The organism is Arthrobacter sp. sptzw42 (assembly GCF_059089685.1).
The window spans coordinates 73,543-91,443 of the sequence record NZ_JBNHEX010000007.1; the positions used below are offsets into that span (position 1 = coordinate 73,543).

At 65.4% G+C, this 17,901-nt stretch carries 20 protein-coding genes; 13 read left to right on the forward strand and 7 right to left on the reverse strand.

What is annotated here, in order from left to right:
• Positions 1-3: 3 nt before the first annotated feature.
• Positions 4-759 carry a glycerophosphodiester phosphodiesterase family protein gene (locus tag AC5RT4_RS10820; RefSeq protein WP_494105781.1) on the forward strand — a complete coding sequence of 252 codons (756 nt, stop codon included), beginning with the start codon at positions 4-6 and terminating at the stop codon, positions 757-759.
• Here AC5RT4_RS10820 and AC5RT4_RS10825 read toward each other — a convergent pair.
• Positions 756-1,220, reverse strand: a complete 465-nt coding sequence (locus AC5RT4_RS10825; RefSeq protein ID WP_494105701.1) for a hypothetical protein — start codon at positions 1,218-1,220, stop codon at positions 756-758. The genes AC5RT4_RS10820 and AC5RT4_RS10825 overlap by 4 nt on opposite strands.
• 136 nt (positions 1,221-1,356) lie before the next feature.
• On the opposite strand from AC5RT4_RS10825, the gene AC5RT4_RS10830 reads away from it, so the two are divergent.
• A complete protein-coding gene (locus tag AC5RT4_RS10830) occupies positions 1,357-1,599 on the forward strand; it encodes a DUF6480 family protein (protein WP_494105702.1) in 243 nt (80 codons plus the stop codon).
• 83 nt (positions 1,600-1,682) lie between these two features.
• Here the strand turns inward: AC5RT4_RS10830 and AC5RT4_RS10835 are convergent, their stop codons facing one another.
• From AC5RT4_RS10835 to AC5RT4_RS10845, 3 genes are all read right to left on the reverse strand, one after another.
• Positions 1,683-2,747 carry an EAL domain-containing protein gene (locus tag AC5RT4_RS10835; protein WP_494105703.1) on the reverse strand — a complete coding sequence of 355 codons (1,065 nt, stop codon included), beginning with the start codon at positions 2,745-2,747 and terminating at the stop codon, positions 1,683-1,685.
• A 212-nt stretch (positions 2,748-2,959) separates the two neighbouring features.
• Positions 2,960-4,504 (reverse strand): putative bifunctional diguanylate cyclase/phosphodiesterase, encoded by a 1,545-nt coding sequence (locus tag AC5RT4_RS10840; protein ID WP_494105704.1) that lies wholly within the window; start codon positions 4,502-4,504, stop codon positions 2,960-2,962.
• Between the two features lie 18 nt (positions 4,505-4,522).
• Positions 4,523-6,172, reverse strand: a complete 1,650-nt coding sequence (locus AC5RT4_RS10845) for a sensor histidine kinase (RefSeq protein ID WP_494040369.1) — start codon at positions 6,170-6,172, stop codon at positions 4,523-4,525.
• Positions 6,173-6,390: 218 nt separating this feature from the next.
• Here AC5RT4_RS10845 and AC5RT4_RS10850 point away from each other — a divergent pair, with 218 nt between their 5' ends.
• The 5 genes from AC5RT4_RS10850 to AC5RT4_RS10870 all read left to right on the forward strand — a co-directional run bounded on the left by AC5RT4_RS10850 (position 6,391) and on the right by AC5RT4_RS10870 (position 10,286).
• Complete coding sequence (locus AC5RT4_RS10850; protein WP_494105705.1) at positions 6,391-7,161, forward strand: class I SAM-dependent methyltransferase; 771 nt, start codon at positions 6,391-6,393, stop codon at positions 7,159-7,161.
• Positions 7,162-7,289: 128 nt separating this feature from the next.
• Positions 7,290-7,739, forward strand: a complete 450-nt coding sequence (locus AC5RT4_RS10855; RefSeq protein WP_494040370.1) for a hypothetical protein — start codon at positions 7,290-7,292, stop codon at positions 7,737-7,739.
• 93 nt (positions 7,740-7,832) lie between these two features.
• Positions 7,833-8,252: a hypothetical protein gene (locus AC5RT4_RS10860; protein ID WP_494105706.1), complete on the forward strand. Its 420-nt coding sequence runs from the start codon at positions 7,833-7,835 to the stop codon at positions 8,250-8,252.
• A gap of 18 nt (positions 8,253-8,270) precedes the next feature.
• Complete coding sequence (locus AC5RT4_RS10865; RefSeq protein WP_494105707.1) at positions 8,271-9,080, forward strand: SDR family oxidoreductase; 810 nt, start codon at positions 8,271-8,273, stop codon at positions 9,078-9,080.
• Between the two features lie 81 nt (positions 9,081-9,161).
• On the forward strand, positions 9,162-10,286 hold the full coding sequence (locus tag AC5RT4_RS10870; protein ID WP_494105708.1) for a glycerate kinase: 1,125 nt from the start codon (positions 9,162-9,164) through the stop codon (positions 10,284-10,286).
• A gap of 30 nt (positions 10,287-10,316) precedes the next feature.
• On the opposite strand, the gene AC5RT4_RS10875 is transcribed toward AC5RT4_RS10870, so the two are convergent.
• Positions 10,317-10,628, reverse strand: a complete 312-nt coding sequence (locus tag AC5RT4_RS10875; RefSeq protein ID WP_494040374.1) for a LuxR family transcriptional regulator — start codon at positions 10,626-10,628, stop codon at positions 10,317-10,319.
• A gap of 141 nt (positions 10,629-10,769) precedes the next feature.
• Entirely contained in the window at positions 10,770-11,267 is a 498-nt protein-coding gene (locus tag AC5RT4_RS10880; protein ID WP_494040375.1) for a DUF6328 family protein, read from the reverse strand.
• A 208-nt stretch (positions 11,268-11,475) separates the two neighbouring features.
• Between AC5RT4_RS10880 and AC5RT4_RS10885 the strand changes: the two genes are divergently transcribed.
• From AC5RT4_RS10885 to AC5RT4_RS10905, 5 genes are all read left to right on the forward strand, one after another.
• Positions 11,476-12,375 (forward strand): SDR family oxidoreductase, encoded by a 900-nt coding sequence (locus AC5RT4_RS10885; RefSeq protein ID WP_494040376.1) that lies wholly within the window; start codon positions 11,476-11,478, stop codon positions 12,373-12,375.
• 46 nt (positions 12,376-12,421) lie between these two features.
• Positions 12,422-12,781 (forward strand): hypothetical protein, encoded by a 360-nt coding sequence (locus tag AC5RT4_RS10890; RefSeq protein WP_494105709.1) that lies wholly within the window; start codon positions 12,422-12,424, stop codon positions 12,779-12,781.
• A gap of 176 nt (positions 12,782-12,957) precedes the next feature.
• Positions 12,958-13,830 (forward strand): glycosyltransferase family 2 protein, encoded by an 873-nt coding sequence (locus tag AC5RT4_RS10895; RefSeq protein ID WP_494105710.1) that lies wholly within the window; start codon positions 12,958-12,960, stop codon positions 13,828-13,830.
• A 125-nt stretch (positions 13,831-13,955) separates the two neighbouring features.
• Entirely contained in the window at positions 13,956-14,819 is an 864-nt protein-coding gene (locus tag AC5RT4_RS10900; RefSeq protein WP_494105711.1) for a GAF and ANTAR domain-containing protein, read from the forward strand.
• Positions 14,816-15,721 carry an SGNH/GDSL hydrolase family protein gene (locus AC5RT4_RS10905; RefSeq protein WP_494105712.1) on the forward strand — a complete coding sequence of 302 codons (906 nt, stop codon included), beginning with the start codon at positions 14,816-14,818 and terminating at the stop codon, positions 15,719-15,721. The genes AC5RT4_RS10900 and AC5RT4_RS10905 overlap by 4 nt, the downstream gene beginning before the upstream one ends.
• A 10-nt stretch (positions 15,722-15,731) precedes the next feature.
• Here AC5RT4_RS10905 and AC5RT4_RS10910 read toward each other — a convergent pair whose 3' ends face one another.
• Positions 15,732-17,084, reverse strand: a complete 1,353-nt coding sequence (locus AC5RT4_RS10910) for a uracil-xanthine permease family protein (protein ID WP_494105713.1) — start codon at positions 17,082-17,084, stop codon at positions 15,732-15,734.
• Between the two features lie 199 nt (positions 17,085-17,283).
• On the opposite strand from AC5RT4_RS10910, the gene AC5RT4_RS10915 reads away from it, so the two are divergent.
• On the forward strand, positions 17,284-17,889 hold the full coding sequence (locus AC5RT4_RS10915; protein ID WP_494040382.1) for a malonic semialdehyde reductase: 606 nt from the start codon (positions 17,284-17,286) through the stop codon (positions 17,887-17,889).
• Positions 17,890-17,901: the final 12 nt, after the last annotated feature.

The window sequence follows — 17,901 nt, forward strand, 5'->3', positions numbered from 1 at the left end:
GCCATGGCCCACCGGGGCTTTTCAAGTGAGGGGCTCGAAAATTCGATGGCCGCGTTCCGCGCCGCCGTCGAACTCGGCTACCGGTACCTGGAAACCGACGTGCACACAACTGCGGACGGCGTGGTCCACGTCTTCCACGACGACACCCTGGACCGGGTGACGGACGGAACCGGGCGGCTCTCCGACCTCACTGCTGCTGACGTGGCCCGCGCCCGCATCGCCGGCCGTGAGCCAATCCCCACCTTCGATGACCTGGTGACGGGGCTGCCCGGGGTCCGCTTGAACGTGGACGTCAAGGACTGGAACTCCGTCCCAAGCCTCGCTAACGCCATCGAACGCCATCAGGCACATTCGCGCATCCTGGTCACCAGCTTCTCAGACCGGCGACGGCGGGCGGTCCTGAAGCTGCTGAGCCGCCCGGTGGCGTCATCGGCTGGGGTTGTTCCCGTGGGCCTGTTCACCGTCCTCGGCCGGGTGCTCCCGGGACCAGTCTTCCGGGTTGTCCTGCGCCGGATCCTGCAGGACGTCCACGCGCTTCAGGTCCCGGTGCGGTACGGGGCGATCGAAGTGGTCACGCCCGGATTTGTCCGCCGCGCGCACGCCCTGGGGCTGGTAGTCCACGTATGGACGGTCAACGATGCCGCAGAGATGCGCCGCCTGCTCGAACTCGGCGTTGACGGCATCGTGACCGACCGGGCCGACCTTCTCCGGGACGTGCTGCTGGAGCGCGGCGAGTGGCCGGATCCTGAGGACGCCTAGCCCCGGCCCGTGCTGGTGGAGGGGTCCTGGTCCCCTTCGGAAGGATCTGCGCGCAGCTCATCAGGATCACCCTCCGGCAAACCTGCTGACCCCGGCACGTCACGCGGAATCCCGTCCGTGCCGCCGCCGGGCGCAGTGGCATTGCCGGCAAGCCCGCTTGAATCCGTGCCGCCGCCACCGAGGCCGGTCCGTGATGCCGTGGTGTCTTCCCCGTCCTCAGCGTCCCCACCCAGGGGAGCTTCGGAGACCGGGTCCGGTGCAGCTCCGGCCTTCAGCCCGGGAGCCTTTTGCTTCTCGGCCTCCATGGCGTTGGATCCCTCACTGAGGGAGGAATGGACCTCTACGTCATCATTGGGATCCGTGGGGTCCGGTACGTTCAGTTTTTCAGTGGGCTTGCTTGTTCCAGCCAGGTCTTCCATGGCGTTCTCTGCTGCCTTGCCGATGCTGTCGCCGATACCCATGTGACTGCTCCTTTTCACATCGCGGGCCGGCGCCCCCAGTGGGCTTCCGGACCATTACCCTTCCAGAATTATCAGCATGCTTACAATTAGTCCAGAGCTGGGGTACCAACCACGGCCGGCAGGAAGGACGAGCACTGTGAGCAGCTACCATCCGGAAAACGACCCCGCGAACCCGGATCAGCCGGGCAAGCCAGGCGCAACTGATGCAGGGGCCAGCAAGCCCGGCGGGCAGCAGGGCGGACGGGACACCGGCGGCTCCGCGAATCCGGACCCCGCGGAAGGCAACGTTACGGGGCTGGAACCGGGCGGCGGAGTGCCGCCCGGGGAAACTCCGCCGGCCGAGGACCAGATGAGCGCAGACCAGGGCCACGACGAATAATCCATCCCTCGGACTTCACCAGTAGAAGGAGGACGTCCGGCCGCCGGTGACCTGTAGGTACGTCAGCGGAGCCGGGTCGGTGCTCAGCGGGGCTCGGTGCCGGGAAAAATTGGCGTGGACTTCTCAGGGCCGACGAGCTGACGCTTCAGCCCGTCCAGATCGGCGCTGGTATTCCAGCTGGCCCAGTCAAGGGGCCGGACTGACGGCCTGCCCAGCAGGTACCCCTGGCCGGCGCTGATACCGAGCTCTGTCAGGACTTTCAGTTCACCGGCTGTCTCGATGCCCTCTGCCACAAGGGTGGTGCCAATCTGCCCGGCAAAGTCCACCATGCAGGCAATCATGGCCCGCTGGATACCGTCGTTGTCCACGCCGCCGATGACGTTCCGGCCCACCTTCAGGAAGTCCGGCCGCAGGTGCACCATCCTGCTCAAGGCGCCGGCCCCCGAGTGGGTGTCATCCACGGCGATGCGCAGGCCGCGTTCGCGCAAGGGGCTGACGGCCGAGATGAACTGCGGGTATTCCTCGTCACTGATGGTTTCCGTCAGTTCGAGCACTACGCGGTTGATGGGGAGGTCAATATGCTCAAACAGTTCCGGCAGGCGCGGGTCAAGGCACGACGTAGGCGTGATGTTAAGCGAGACGTACAGGTCCTCAGGAAGATCCTTGGCTGCTGCAGCGGCGGATCCAAGGGCCGAAAACTCGAGGTTCGCGCCCAGGCCCACGGCAGCCGCCTCGGCAAACCACAGTTCGGCGGCTGCACCGTCGTCGCTGACGAAGCGTGACAGTGCCTCGACTCCCACTACGGATTCTTTGGCAAGTCCGTAGATGGGCTGGAACGCCGTCATCAGCATCCGGCTCTCCAGCAGCGCACTGATGCGTGACATGCTGCGGATCGCATCGATCTGTTCAGCTAGTTTCGGCGGGATTGCCGCTGGTTCCAGGCGCATTCTCCGGGCGCTGTCCAGCGTTTCAACGGTGTTGGCGTCGCTGCGCCGCGTCTCCAGAAGGTACTCCAAAAGAGCCCGTTCGGGCACGCCGGGATTCTCATCGAGGCTGTTGCTAAGGCGCTGACGGACAGCGGCCCCGGACGGATCCTGATCTGCCAAAACCCCGGCGATGATTCCCCACGCCTGTACACGAACCGACATTAGCTACGCCCCCAGTTGACGAAGTAATGACCCAGTGGCCCTTTATTGTTCAATTTCCAACCGCTTCTAAAAGTCCCATGCTGCTGGTAGGCCACGGTACCCGCGGCGATGAAAATCAGACCCAGCACGATGATCGTATATCGGGGCGAACAAAAGTGCAGTAGTTTTCGCTTTACGGCTTTACGGCTTTACGGCTTTACGGCTTTACGGCTTTACGGCTTCGCGCTTTCCGGCTGGGCGGTTTCCGGCTGGGCGGCGAGCAGTCTGGGAACCTGCTCCGGCGGAACCGGCCGGCTGAAGTAGTAGCCCTGGGCGCTGAGGCAGCCCAGGCCGCGGAGTATCTCGGCCTGCTCCGCCGTCTCCACGCCTTCCCAGACAGCCTCCAGGCCGCATGCGCGCACGAGCTGCAGGACAGCAGCCACCAGAGCTGGCTGAGTGGGATCGGTGCCGAGGCCGGTAATGAGGGAACGGTCCACTTTCACCCGGTCCACCGGCAGCCGGCGCAGGTAGCTGATGGATGAGTAACCGGTTCCAAAGTCATCAATTTCAATTCCCACACCGAGCCCCCGCAGCCCGCCCAGCGAGTAGCGGTCCAATTCGTTGCCTTTGACGATGGCCACTTCCGTCAGTTCCAGGACCACCTGTTCCGGCCGGACCCCGGTTTCCTTCAGGACGTTGCGCACGTCCTCGATGAACTGCAGGCTTTGCAGGTCGGTGGCGGAGATATTGATCCGGACGGAAAAATGGCTGTTTACGAGAGAGCCGTCAATCCATTGCCGCAGCTGGTGAACCGCGGTGCGAAGCACCCACAAACCAAGCTCGGAGATCAGTCCGGCGTCCTCCGCCAGTGGAATGAACTCATCCGGCATGATGAGCCCGCGCGTCGGATGGTTCCAACGGACCAGGGCCTCCACGCCCTCGATCCGGCCCGAACCGAGCTCCACCACGGGCTGGTAATGCAGTGTCAGTCCGTCGCTCCTGATAGCAGCCCGAAGGTCCTCCACCAGCTGGCTGCGGAGCCTGCGCACCAGCAGCAGGCCGGGTTCGAACCGGTGGAGCCTGTTTTGGCCTTCAGCCTTGGAGGCGTACATGGCCACATCGGCCTCCATCAGCATGTCCTCAGGGGTCTGCCCGGCGCCACCCACGCTCAGTCCGATGCTCGCGCCGCAGCGCACGCTTCGGCCCGGCAGCTCAATAGGCTCGTTCAGTGCAGCGAGGATGCGGTGTCCCACGATGGCGGCCTGATCGGCCGAAACTGCCGGCATGACGATCGCGAACTCGTCCCCGCCAAGGCGTGCCACGACGTCGGTGGCGCGTACCGCACCGCGGATACGTTCCCCGACGGTGATCAGGACCTGGTCGCCGGCGGTATGGCCCAGGCTGTCGTTGATGGATTTGAACGCATCGAGGTCAAGCAACAGGATGACCGGCCCGTCATGGGCGTCGTCATCAAGCGCGGCGCGCAAAGCTTCAAGCAGGGCCGAGCGGTTTGCCAGACCGGTCAGCGGGTCCTGCATAGCCATTTTTTGCATTTCGAGGTGGGCCTCATGCAGCAGTTGGGTGCGCACCTGCACGCGCTGTTCGAGTTCCTCGTAAATGATCTGAAGGTCCTCGGCGAGAAGGTTGGTGCCCATGATGATGGCGTCAAGCTCATCGCGGGATTCGGAGACCTCGATCCGCGAACTAAGGTCTCCCGACGCCAGCCGGACGATGCCCTCAAGCAGCTGGGAGAGCCGGGGGTCGTTCTCAGCAAACATCGGTCCTCCTTCCCGCGTTCAATTGGCCCGGGTTCGGCAAGGATCAAGGGGAAGGCTTACGGTGACGGTTGTGCCCGTCCCCAGGGTGGAGGCTACGTCGATGCGGCCACCGTGCCGGGCCACGATGTCCTTGGTGATGGCCAGGCCCAGCCCTGTACCGGGGATGGCCCCGGACATGGCGTTGGAGGCGCGGTAGAACCGGGTGAAAACGTGGTCGATTTCCTCGCTGGAGATCCCAATGCCGGTGTCCGCGACACTGACGGTGGCCCACCGGGTGCCGTCAGCAGCAGCATGGGACTCGCTGCCCACCTCGATCCGGCCACCGCTGGGAGTGAACTTGATGGCGTTGGACACCAGGTTGGTGAAAACCTGCTGCAGCTGTACCTCGTCCGCCAGGATTTCCGGATCCTCCGGGAGGGGGTCGACGGCGATGGTGACGTTCTGCAGCTGGGCCAGGGGCCGCAGTGCGCCGGCCACAAGGTCCAGGGTTTGTCCCAGGCGCACGGGGGTGAGATGCATCAGGTTGTCGTCGTGCCCGTTGCGGGAAACGCTGAGCATGTCCTCGATCAACATCCGCAATCGCTCCGTGTTGCGGACCACAATGTCCAGCATCTGGTGGACTTCGGGGGAGACCGGTTGCTCAGTGCTCTCCTGGATCATGTCCAGGTACGCCATGATGGAGGTCAGCGGCGTCCTCAACTCGTGGTTGACGGTGGCGAGGAAGTCGGTTTTCGCCTTGTCCAGTTGTTGGAGCTGCTTGACCACCTGCTGCTGGCTGCTGATCAGGTGGCTCTGAATCAGCCCGTAAGCCGCGTTGCCCGCCACGTGCTGGATCAGTCCCAGCTCCGCGCGCGACCATTGCCGCGGCTGGTCCAGCGTCACGATCCAGATAATGCCCAGCGAGGAGCTTCCCTCGCCCATTGGCACCGCCAGTAACGACGCCGCAGGGGCAAGGCGAAGGGCGCTGGCTGCTTCACCCGCTCGTGAATCCTCGTCGGTCCCGTCAAAGGAAAACGTTTCGGCCGCCGCCCAGAGCCTGTCTGCCGTGTGCCGGGCTGAATCCTCATCCGGAAGCGCTTCCACGGGCAGCTCCTCGAGCCCGGCCTTGGTCCACGCGGCGGTGATCGGCGGCACACGCTCGTCCGCAAAAGTGGTGAGCCGGACATGGTCAGCCCTGAACGTCCTGCCGAAACCCTCAACTACAAGGTGGGCAATTTCCTGCGGCTCGTTGGTGCCGCGCACGGCAGCGGACACCAGCCGCAGCTGCTCGCGCAGCCCTTCGGCTTCCTGGCGCGCGGCGGCCCGCCGGGACACCTGCCTGATGAGCGCGGTGGCACGGTGGACCAGTTCCTTGGGCGGCACGGGCTTAGCGATGCAGTCGTGGATGCCGGGAGGCTGCATCGCTGCCAGTTCAGCGGGGCTGTCCAGGTCCACCATCACCAGGACGGGAACTTCCGTCTCCACAGCAGACAGGGACGTGTCAACCACAACCACTGCAGGATCACTTGCCTCCAGCAGGGCAGTCAGCCCGCCCGCGGTCGCGGCAGTCCGCACGTCGTAGCCTGCGTCACGGAGTGCCTGTGCGATCGCTGCCAGCCGGCCGCCGTCGGGGTCCGCCAGGACAGCGGTGCAAGGCACAGCTGAGTCCCACGGCATGTCAGCCGTCACAACGCCCCCTTCGATCCCAGTTGAGTACATTGTAGGGCGACGCGCCCCGGATGAACCCGCAAGAGTTTGAACATCCGGCAAGAGTGACGAAAAGCCCTGCGGCGGGTGACGCCGCACCGCAAGTTGGGCCGTTGGCTCCTGTCCAGTGGTCTGCATCATATATTTGGTCGGTGTCCTCCCCAGCGAAATCCATGCGCTCTGCCTTGCAGAAGTATCTGATGATTCCCAAGCTCATCCGCCTGTCCCGGTCCGCGCACAAGGACCGGCCGGTGGCGTGGGACCGGTACTGGTCCGGCATCAACGCCACCGGTGCCGGTGGTGAAGTGCTTTGGGACTCCGGCAGGGACAGTGAATTCCTTGGGTACAAGGACGTGCTGGTTCGCCACCTGGACCCGGAGCTTCCGGTCATTGATGTGGGATGCGGGCACGGCAGCTTCACGCGTGCGCTCGCCGCCGTCTTTCCCGACGTAGTAGGTGTGGATGTCTCGGCCCATGCCATTGGCCGCGCCCGGGCAGAGTCCGCTGCGGCGGGCAGTACCGATCGCCTCCGCTACGAAGTACGGGACATGACCGGGCCCGGCGCTGCAGCCGGCCTGGCCGGTGCGTCGGGGGCCAACATCTTCATCCGCGGTGTGCTGCACGTGCTGAACACGGACGACCAGATGGCGCTGGTTGAAAACCTGCGGCTGCTGGCCGGCACGCGCGGAACGCTATTCCTTGCCGAAACCAACTTCCAGGGCAACCCCGTGGACTACGTCTCCCACCTTGGCGCAACCACCAGGGGCATCCCGGCACCACTGGAGCGGGCCATTCGCGAACTCCCCATGCCCGGCAAATTTGGTCCTGCTGAACGGGCGCAAGTCCTTCCTGACGAAACCTGGGAAGTATTGGAAGACGGCACAACCGCAATCGAAACGAATCCTATGACAGACATAGCCGCGCAAAGCCTCGTTCCCGGCTACTACGCGGTGGCACGTCCCAGGTCCTAGCCGCACCAGGCGGGGCAGAGGTACAATCGCCATCCGCTCCGATGGCCCTGCGCCCTTGACAGGGAGGCGGAGCGGGAGGCTAGATAGTAAGTAGACTTACTAGTTAGCTGCAGGGGAAAGGATGGCTCATGGCACAGGACAAAGGCAACAAAACCCGCGAGGCTGAAACGGACCAGGACGAAGAGGACCTGGGCGCCGGCCCGGATGGAGGGAAGGTCCGTACGGGACCGGAATCATCCAAATCACTGAAGTATTCACAGGAGGTCACCTCCACTGATGACGAACCGGAGCGCGAGGGCAGGAGCCTGGTCACAACACACCACGAGGTCATCAGGCAGTGGGCGGAGGAGCGCGACGGCGTTCCCGCCACGGTGGACGGCACCGAGCACGGTGACCACCTTGGCGTACTCCGGATCGACTTCGGCGGCGAAAACGACAAGCTCCGCCACGTCAGCTGGGAAGAGTGGTTCGAAACCTTCGACTCCCGCCAGCTGAACTTCATTTATCAGGAACAGCGCAGCGACGGCCAGCAATCCAACTTCTTCCGGCTTGAAAACCCAGGCCGGGAAGACGCCTAAGCCGCTTTCGCCAGCCGCACCCGCAGGACCAGCGCCGGACCACTGCCGGTGCCGTCCCGTCGTCGGCAGGCGCAAAAACCAACAGGAACAACCATGCGCGAACTTATCCCTTCCGGTTCCCTCCGCGGGATGCTGCTGCCGCCTACTTACGGCCGCCACGTCACGGACAACACCGCATTCACCGTTCTGTCCGTCGAGATCTGGGCCACCGGCCTGGTGGTCAACATCCAGTTGGCCTCCGACGACGGACCTGAGCCCAACATCATCCTCCAGGACCATTTCGGGACGGAATACTCGCTGCGCGAATCCGCTGTCCTGGGGTCCCGGAACCTGCAGGTCTTCGTTCCCTCGGTGCCGCCGGGAACCAGGAGCCTGACCGTCAGGTCGGCGGACGATGCCCAGGCACGTCCCGTGGTGACTTTTGCTGTCCCGCTCCTGACTGTGCGGGACGACCCTGCCGCTTCGAGCGATGACGGCTACCCTTCGCCGCCGGAACTGCGCCGCCCCGCCTGATCACCAAAAGGAGCCACCATGCAGGACACCACAGGATTCAGCCCCGCCACGGCCATCGTCACCGCGTCAGACTCCGGAATCGGCAAGGCCACCGCCGTTGCGCTGGCCCAAGCAGGCATGGACGTAGGGGTGACGTGGCATACGGACGAGGCAGGCGCCGAAGCGACTGCCGAAGAAATCCGCAGCCTGGGACGCACGGCCGTGGTGCGCCAGCTTGATACCACTGACCTCCGGGCCGCCGGCGGCGTCATCGAGGAGCTGGCCGACGAATTGGGCGGAGTGGACGTGTTCGTCAACAACGCCGGTACCGGGGACGGGGCCAAATTCCTGGACCTGGACGTCGACACCTGGATGGAAACCCTGGACACCAACCTCAACGGAGCCTTTGTCTGCCTGCAGGCAGCTGCCCGCCGCATGGTCCGGGCCGGGAGAGGAGGGCGGCTGATTGCCGTCACCAGTGTCCACGAGTTCCAGCCGCGGGTGGGATCCTCCGCTTACGATGCGTCCAAGCATGGCCTGGGCGGCCTGATGAAGACGCTGGCCCTCGAACTTGGAGAACACGGCATCACGGCCAACAGCGTTGCCCCCGGAGAAATAGCCACTCCGATGACGGGCCAGGAAGATGAGGACCCGACGACGACGGAGCGGCCAGGGGTGCCCCTGGGCAGGCCGGGGGACGCCAGGGAGGTCGCTGCCGTGATCGCTTTCCTTGCCTCTCCCGCTTCGAGTTACGTCACGGGCGCTTCCTGGGCCGTTGACGGCGGAATGCTCCAAATGGGTCCGCAGGGCGGCTCGCACATCACCGGCCATGAATGGCGCCAGGGGTAAAAGCCCCCGCAGCGTCCCTGACGGATCAGCATTACGACGTAGGCAAGCGCTTTCCGATGTGGTGCTGGCATGATGGAGCCCATGCGCATTCTTATTGCTCCGGATAAATTCAAGGGTTCCCTCACTGCTGCTGAAGCAGCAGCCGCCATTGCCGAGGGTGCCCTGCGCGTCTATCCGGATGCCGTCGCCACCCAGTTCCCCATTGCCGACGGCGGCGAGGGCACCCTTGAAGCCGCGGTCGCTGCCGGTTACGAGGAGCGGATCAACGCGGTGGTTGGGCCCATCCTCGCCCCAGTCGGAGCCGCCTGGGCCATCCGGAAGGCCGGCGGCGGCAAGGTCACCGCAGTCATTGAAACCGCGCAGGCCTCCGGCCTGGCAGAAATGGAGCCCACTCCCGCGAACGCGCTCCGGGCCCACAGCTACGGCTGCGGCCAGCTGATTGCGGCTGCGCTGGACGCCGGCGCCACCGAGATTGTGCTGGGGCTTGGCGGATCGGCAATGACCGACGGCGGCAGCGGGGCACTGCGCGCACTGGGCCTGAAGCCGCTGGATGCGGCCGGGAATGTGGTGCCACTCGGCGGCGGCCCGCTCGCGGACATAGTGGCGCTGGACTCCTCCGGGCTGGATCCCCGGCTCACTGCCGCCACCTTCCGCATCGCCGTGGACGTGCGGAACCCGCTCCATGGAACGCTGGGAGCGGCGCACGTTTTCTCCCCGCAGAAGGGCGCCGACCAGGAAACCGTGGAACTGCTCGACGCCGGGCTTCGCAACTGGGCGTCCCTGCTGCGGGAAGCCACCGGCCGGGACGTCAACGTCGAGGGGGCCGGCGCCGCCGGCGGCTTCCCGGCGTCGTTCCTTGCCTTTACTGATGCAGCCCTGGAAGGCGGATTCGCGCTCGTGGCGGGCCTGACAGGGCTGGAAGGCCAGTTGGCTCAAAGCGATCTGGTCATCACCGGCGAGGGGTCCATGGACCACCAGTCGCTGACCGGCAAGGCGCCCATCGCCCTCGCCGACGCTGCCCGGGAACGGGGTATCCCGGTGATTGTGGTGGCCGGCAGGATCCTGGTAACCCCCGAAGACCTCGCCGGGCACGGAGTGGTTGCCGCTGCCCAATTGCTGGACGTGGCGGCCAGTCCGGAAGACGCGGTGGCCAACGCCGCCAAGTACCTGGCCTGGGCAACAAGCCAGGTACTTGAAGGCGCCTAGTCGAGGTCACCGCCGGTCAGCCGGCGCCTGCTAGACGATGGTTTTGTTGCGGCGCCGCTGCCAGAGCAGGACAGCGATCAGGGTCACCACCACCACCGCACCGATCACCCAAGGTGTGTAATCCAACCGGGTCGACTCATTTTCAGCTGATTCGCCGGTGCCCGGATTAACTGGGCCGGTGGAGGCGGTGTCTCCGGGGGAAGGCGTGGGTGAAGCAGCAGAAAGCGCAACGGTGGTTGGGGCTTTGTCTGCCACCGGGGAGGCATGGGCGGCGCCGAGTGAAACTGCCGGCGCGGCAAGCAGCAGCAGGGCTACCAGGGCCGTCTTCAAAAGTGTCTTCATAGGGTTCTCCTGTCGTTGTCCGCGGCCGGATGTCCGGCCGCGCGGCGGTATTGGGAAAAAGGGGTTCAGCGGAACGAAAGCGTGTTTGAGGGCTCCGGCCGGTTTGCAGGCGCGCTGTACATCCGGGCGGCGAAGTGGCAATTACCTGTTGGCCTCAGCCCGCCTGTGCAGTTGGATGGGGACGAAAACCAACAGGATGACCATCACGGCCATCAACGCTCCTCCGGCGGAAAGGCCGGCTGTGCGTCCTGCCGTGACGTCGAACACCAAAGCTGCTGTGCCGGCACTCAGCAGCGCGATACCGGCGAGGGTGATCTTCGCGATGGTGTCCCCGCTGGAGACCAGGGTTTCCTTGAGCCTCTTCCGGAAGAGCCGACGGTGGACACTGACCGGCAAGAGAATGAGCGCCGTGGTCAGTGCCGCGATCACCACGTTGGTCAGGTAGAGGGCAATCTGGAAGTCATCGAGGTCTTCAAACCTTTCCTGGAAAGGCAGGGTCAGGAGGAAGCCGGCCAGGATCTGTACGCCCATTTGCAGCACCCGCATCTCCTGCAGCAGTTCCGCCCAGTTGCGGTCCAGCTGCTCCTCCCGGGTCTCATTCCTGCCTGTCCGGCCGGTGTAGTCCTCCACATCCGACATTGCCGCTCCTTTCTGCGCCGTCCAGCTCCTGCAACCTTTCTACTCTTTAGGTACCCAGAAACCGGGACGACGTTGCGCCGCGCCCCACATTTGATAAGTTTACTGATTATTCGCGCGGAACGGTGGACTTCGCTCCTCCGGCCGGGATAGCTTCAAAGGGCCCGTGCACGTGGGGCCCTCTGAAACCGACACAGTGAGCAGGCGGACTATGAGCGACACGGAAAAGCAGACAGACCAGCCAAAGGACCCCCGGGGCGGCTATCACGCGGACGGGTTCCCGGAGCAGGAGCAGAAGCAGCCCGGACTGACGGCGCCCATGGAGCCCAAGCCGGACCACGGGGAACTCAGCTATGAGGGGCACGGGAAACTGCAAGGCAAGGCAGCCCTCATCACCGGCGGCGACTCCGGCATCGGCAAGGCAGCCGCCATCGCTTTCGCCCGCGAGGGCGCCGACGTTGCCATCTCCTACCTTCCTGAGGAGGAGGAGGACGCCCAGGACACCGCGGACTGGATCCGCAAGGCTGGTCAAAAGGCCCTGCTGTTTGCCGGTGACGGCCGCGAAGAGGAGTTCAGCACCCGGATCGTGAATGAAACGGCGGCGGAGTTCGGACGTCTTGACGTAGTGGTGCTGAACGCGGCTTACCAGAAGAACCGCGAAAGCCTGGAGTCCCTGCCTACCGAAGAGTTTGACCGGGTCTTTAAGACCAATCTGTACTCGCTGTTGTGGTCGGCGCGCGCGGCGGTGCCCCACCTGACGCCGGGTGCCTCGATCATCACCACGGCATCCATTCAGGCCTTCAACCCGTCGCCGGGCCTGATCGACTACGCGATGACCAAGGCGGCGCAGGTGGCCTTCACCAAGGCCCTGGCCCAGGAGCTTGGCCCCAAGGGCATCCGGGTCAACGCCGTGGCTCCGGGACCCATCTGGACCCCGCTGATTCCGGCGACGGAATGGCCCGAAAAGCTTCCGAAGTTTGGCCAGGACACTCCGCTGGAACGCGCCGGCCAGCCCGCCGAGCTTGCGGCGGCCTACGTCCTGCTGGCCTCGGAGGACGGGTCCTACATTTCCGGGGCCGTGCTGCCGGTCACGGGCGGCAAGGGGCTCTAAGCAGCGCCCGCTACCAGCTTTCATCCAACGCATAACAGGAGGAAACATGACGCAGGAAAACCAGAACGCCCAGCCGGAAGCGGATCCCGGCGGCTACGGCACTCCCACCGCGGAACAGGAGATGGGAGGAATTCAGGGCTCCGTGGACAGTTCGGGGACGGGTGGTGCGGCCGGCGTGGACACGAACGAGCCTCAGTCCGGGACGGGTGATCCGGTGCCCCGCGACGTGGACCTTCCCTCCGGCGAAGCCGAGCTGGATGAGACGAATGATGACTCCCAGGGGTCGGCACCCGTGTCCTCGGAGTCCGGCCAGGAAGCCGCTGGGATTCCGGACGGCAGCGGCAACGACCTGCCCAAGGAAAAATCACCGAACGACGACGACGGCGAGAGCTTCGACGCCGGGTAACAGGCTGGTGCCGCTCCCGGCGCACCTGGCATTCTTACCGCTGAAGGCCTCTCTCTACTGCCTGCACTGGCTGTAGGGGGAGGCCTTCGCCGTGCCGGGCATACATCCACCCTGATCTGGGTAGAGAACCAGACGAACCCCACCATCAATGCCAAGGCGGCGCCAGGAGGTTGGCTTTGAGCAGGAGATCGTCCGAACAGTGGGCACGGCGGGTTGAGGTGCCTGACAGCGTGGCAGTGGACGTGCTGATACCCACGTGCAACCGGCCGGCAGAACTGGCCGTGACGCTGGCAGGTTTGGCCGGGCAGGAGGGCCCCGCCTTTCGCGTGGTGGTCAGCGACCAGTCCACGGACGCCCCCGGCTGGGAACATCCTGCTGCTGCAGCGATGGTCCGCGTCCTGGAGGCCCAGGGGCGCCCGGTCACGCTGCTCCGGCACCTCCCGCGGCGCGGGCTCGCGGAGCACCGCCAGTTCCTGTTGGATCAATCGGCAGCCGGCCAGTGCCTCTTCCTTGATGACGACATCTGGCTGGAACCGGGAGCGCTGGAACGGCTTAGCAGGGCTCTTGACGAGCTGGATTGCGGCTTCGTGGGGATGGCTCCGCAGGGCCTGTCCTACCTTGATGACAAGCGGCCGGAGCAGACAGCCGGCTTTGAAGCGTGGGACGGTCCAGTGACTCCTGAGCGCATCCGGCCGGGCGTCCCCGGCTTTGACCGCTGGCCGCTTCATAACGCCGCCAATCTCAGCCACCTCAGCGCTGATCTTTCCCTGGCGCCGGGGGAGTGGCTGCCCTACCGGGTGGCGTGGCTGGGGGGCTGCGTGCTTTACCGGCGGGAAGCCTTGAATGCCGCCGGCGGCTTCGCCTTTTGGACGAGCCTTCCCGTAGAGCACGCCGGCGAGGACGTGGTGGCCCAATGGCAGGTCATGGAAAGGTACGGCGCCGCCGGGATCCTTCCCTCGGGCGCTGTCCATCTAGAGTCCCCCACCACGGTGACGGACCGGCGCGTGGAGGCCTACGACGTCGTCCTGACCGCAGACGCGCAGGCGTAGCAGGAATGCAGGGCGCAGCAGCCGGGCCTGTACCCTGCTGCCCCCTCCCGCGGGCAGGCCGCGGGACGTATCCTTAGAACCAGGTTTTGCAGTGGGCCGCGAGCGCTTCAACCAAGGCGTGCAACATGGCCGCTGAACCCACGGAACCGGTTGGCTGGGGACCCCTTCCACTGCCCCCGGAGCCGGTTTTCGACAGCAAGGATGTCGAAACCTACCTCTGGGAAGTCACCCGTGAGTTCATGGCGGACATCAAGGGTGAAGCCCGCGGCATCGGCTGGGCCGCCACCCTCTTCCGCCTGGGGAAGGCTCGCACCCTGGCCGCAAGCAATGATCAGGCGCGCGAGGCGGACCAGGAACAATGTTCCTTCGCTGACGGTCCAGTCATTGAGGCCCTCCGCAGCGGTGAGTTCGTGCTGCTTTCCGACGTCAGCAGGGACCGGCGCTGGCCAGGGTATGCGAGCGCGGCTGCCGGCCACGGCGTCCAGGCCCTCCTGTCAGTGCCCATCGTGTCCGAGGGTGTGACAAGCGCAGCCATCAATCTCTACGCATCATCGCCCCACACATTCACCAGCGATGACCTCCTGCGAAGCCGCAGCTATGTGCAGCAGGTTGCCCGCGCGCTGCGCGTAGTGGTCCGGGTGGCCGAACGCGCAGAGGCTACGGCCGGCCTTGCCGTGGCCCAGAGCTCACTGGTCCTGGTTGACCTGGCAGTGCGCAGCCTCACAGTCGAGTACGGCCTCACCCGGGAAGGGGCCCTGCGGTTCCTGCAGAGGGAGGCAATGCACCACGAGCTGGGCCTGCGGGATGCGGCCCTGAATGTTGTTGCCCCTGGCCCCGGCCGGGATCCTTCCATGCCGCGGCGGGACCCGGCGGATGACCTGGAAGACTTCCGCATGATGGCCCCGGCGGAACTGGACCAGCCATCGGAGGCGGTTGCCCCCGAAACCTTCCCTTCCACGACGACGACGGCGAAAGGACGGCCGGCATGACCATCGAAGAGCAGGAAGCGCACTCCGGGAGGCCCCCGGCGCAACGGCATCCGTGGCACCGCTTCGTCGCCCTCGGCGACTCCTACACGGAAGGAATCGGCGACCCGGAGCCACGCAGCATCGGCGGGTTCCGTGGCTGGGCGGACCGTGCCGCCGAGGAACTCAGCAGCGGCCAAAGCGACTTCGCCTATGCCAACCTGGCCGTGCGGGGACTGGTGCTCCAGGAGATCCTGGACCGTCAACTCGAACCGGCACTTGCCCTTAAGCCAGACCTGACGGCGATGTCCGGTGGCGGAAACGATGTGGTTTTCCACCGGGGAGACCCGGATAAGCTGGCGGAAAAGATGGACCAGGCGGTGGGCCTGCTGGCCGGGACGGGCGGAACCGTCCTGCTGTTTGCCGGGCCGGACTGGGGCAACACGCCGATGCTGGGCCAGACCCGGGGAAGGCTGGCCATATACAACGAGCACCTCCACCGCATTGGCAGGCGCCATCACGCAGTGATGGTGGACCTGTGGTGCCTGCCGGCGCTCCACGACCCTCGGACCTGGGACAAAGACCGGCTGCATCTTTCACCGTTGGGCCACCACGCTGTGGCTGCCGCTACCCTTGACGCACTGGGAGTCCCGCATTCCCTGAAGGCCCTGCAACCCCGCCCTGTTCCTACCTCCGGCTGGAAGCAGGCAAGGGCCGATGACCTGGTATGGGCGCGGCAGTACCTGTTCCCCTGGGTGCTGAGCCGGCTCCGGCCCCACACGGTGGAATCCCTGGCGGCGAAACGTCCCCAGCCAGGACCGGTCTTCGGACTTGGGCGCCCTGGCCCGTTCCCGCCCGGCCACCCCGCTGGAAGCGGGTCTTCGGGCGCGCCCGAGGACACCGGGGAAGTCGGCGAAGTGGCCTAGCAGGGCGGCGCTAGCGTTTCTTGGGCGTGCGCTTTGCTGCTGCGGTCATGGCTGCCTTGGCTGCAGGCGGCAAACCGGCCTGTTCGGTTTCGGGCTCGGCCACGGTCCCGCGGGCCTTCGCGATGGACTTCATGCCGTGGTAGATCACCAGGGCAGCGGCGGAACCGAGCGCGATACCGGTGAACTTGAGGTCGCCGATGGTCCAGGTGTAGTCGGCGATGCCGATGATCAGGGCCACGGCCGCGGTGGTGAGGTTCACCGGATTGGAGAAGTTCACCTTGTTCTGCACCCAGATCTTCACCCCGAGGATGCCGATCATGCCGTACAGCATGGTGGCGGCACCGCCCAGAACGCCTGGCGGAACAGTGGCGATGAGCTCGCCGAACTTGGGGGAGAAGCTCAGCAGGATGGCGAAGATGCCTGCCACCCAGTAGGCCGCCGTCGAATAGACCTTGGTAGCGGCCATGACACCGATGTTTTCGGCGTAGGTGGTGGTTCCGGACCCGCCGCCGAAGCCGGCAAGGACGGTGGCCGCACCGTCAGCCATAAGCGCGCGGCCGGAGACGCCGTCGAGGTTTTGGCCCGTCATGGCGGCCACTGATTTCACGTGGCCGATGTTTTCGGCCACCAGCACCAGCACCACGGGGACAAACAGGCCCAGGACGCCCACGTGGAATTCGGGGGTCTGGAACTGCGGGAGGCCCACCCAGGCGGCGGCGTCCATTTTTTCGTAGCTCACCTCGCCGCGCAGCATGGCTACGAGGTAGCCCACCACCACACCCACCAGGATGCTGAGCCGGCCCAGGATGCCGCGGAAGAGGACGCTGACCAGGATGATCGTGGCAAGGGTGATAACGGCAGTGACGGGGGCGGCGTCGAAATTGTTCTTTGCTGCCGGGGCAAGGTTGAGCCCGATCAGTGCGACGATGGCCCCGGTGACGATGGGCGGCATGAGCCGGTTGATCCAGCCTGCGCCGAACTTCTGCACAATGGCGCCCACCAAGGCAAGGGTTGCCCCGGCCAGGACCACGCCGCCCAGGGCCCCGGGCACGCCGAACTGCTGCTGGGACGCCATGATGGGCGCGATGAACGCGAAACTCGACCCGAGGTAGCTGGGCACCCGGCCTTTGGTGATCACCAGGAAAAGCAGCGTGCCGATGCCCGAGAAGAACAGGGTGGTGGCGGGCGGCATGCCGGTGATGATGGGCACCAGGAAGGTGGCGCCGAACATGGCCACCACGTGCTGCATGCCCACGCCGATGGTCAGCGGCCAGGCGAGCCGCTCGTCAGGGGCCACAACGTGGCCTGGGCGGATGGACTTGCCGGTGCCGTGCAGCTTCCACTTGGTTCCGAGCATGCTCATGGCGGGAGCCTTTCAAAAGGGGGGTGCCGCGGAGGGCGAAGATCAGTTTGCTCCAGAATACCGCCAGCCCCAGGTGCCGGTCCGCTGTGTCGGATGTCACGGGCCGTCACGGGAAGAGGACCGCAGTGGTTGAAGTTGCAAGTATGGAAAGCAACGAGGCCGCCCCAAGCAGCGGGGAGGCGCAGCGAAAGGTAAGCCCATGACCATTGCCCACGAAGAAGCAGTCATCGATCCGGCTGCCGTCGACGCCATTTTTGCCCAGGCCCGGACCGCCAACTCCTTCACGGGAGAGGTGACTGAGGAGCAGGCGCAGGCTATCTACGAGCTGACCAAGTTCGGCCCAACAGCCTTCAACTCACAGCCGCTGCGCGTAACCTACGTCCGCTCGGATGAGGCCCGGGCCGCACTGGTTGACGCCCTGATGCCGGGCAACCGTGCCAAGACCGCCTCTGCTCCGCTGGTGGCCATCCTCAGCTTCGACACCGACTGGGCCGGGCGGTGGGACAGCTTCCTTCCCGGTTACAACGCCCCCAAGGCCATGTATGACGCCAACCCGGAGCTCGCAGCCGCCACAGGCAACAACAACGCCCACCTGCAGGCCGGCTATTTCATCCTGGCCGTGCGCTCCCTCGGGTTCGCCGCAGGTCCCATGACGGGCGCAGACTTCGGTGCGATTGACGCTGCGTTCTTCCCCAACGGGGACCAGAAGAGCTTCCTTGTGGTTAACATCGGCCAGCCCGCCGAGGACGCTTTCGGCGAAGCCAAGCCCAAGTTCGCCTACGAGGACGTCGTCCGCACCGTCTGATTGCGCCCGCCC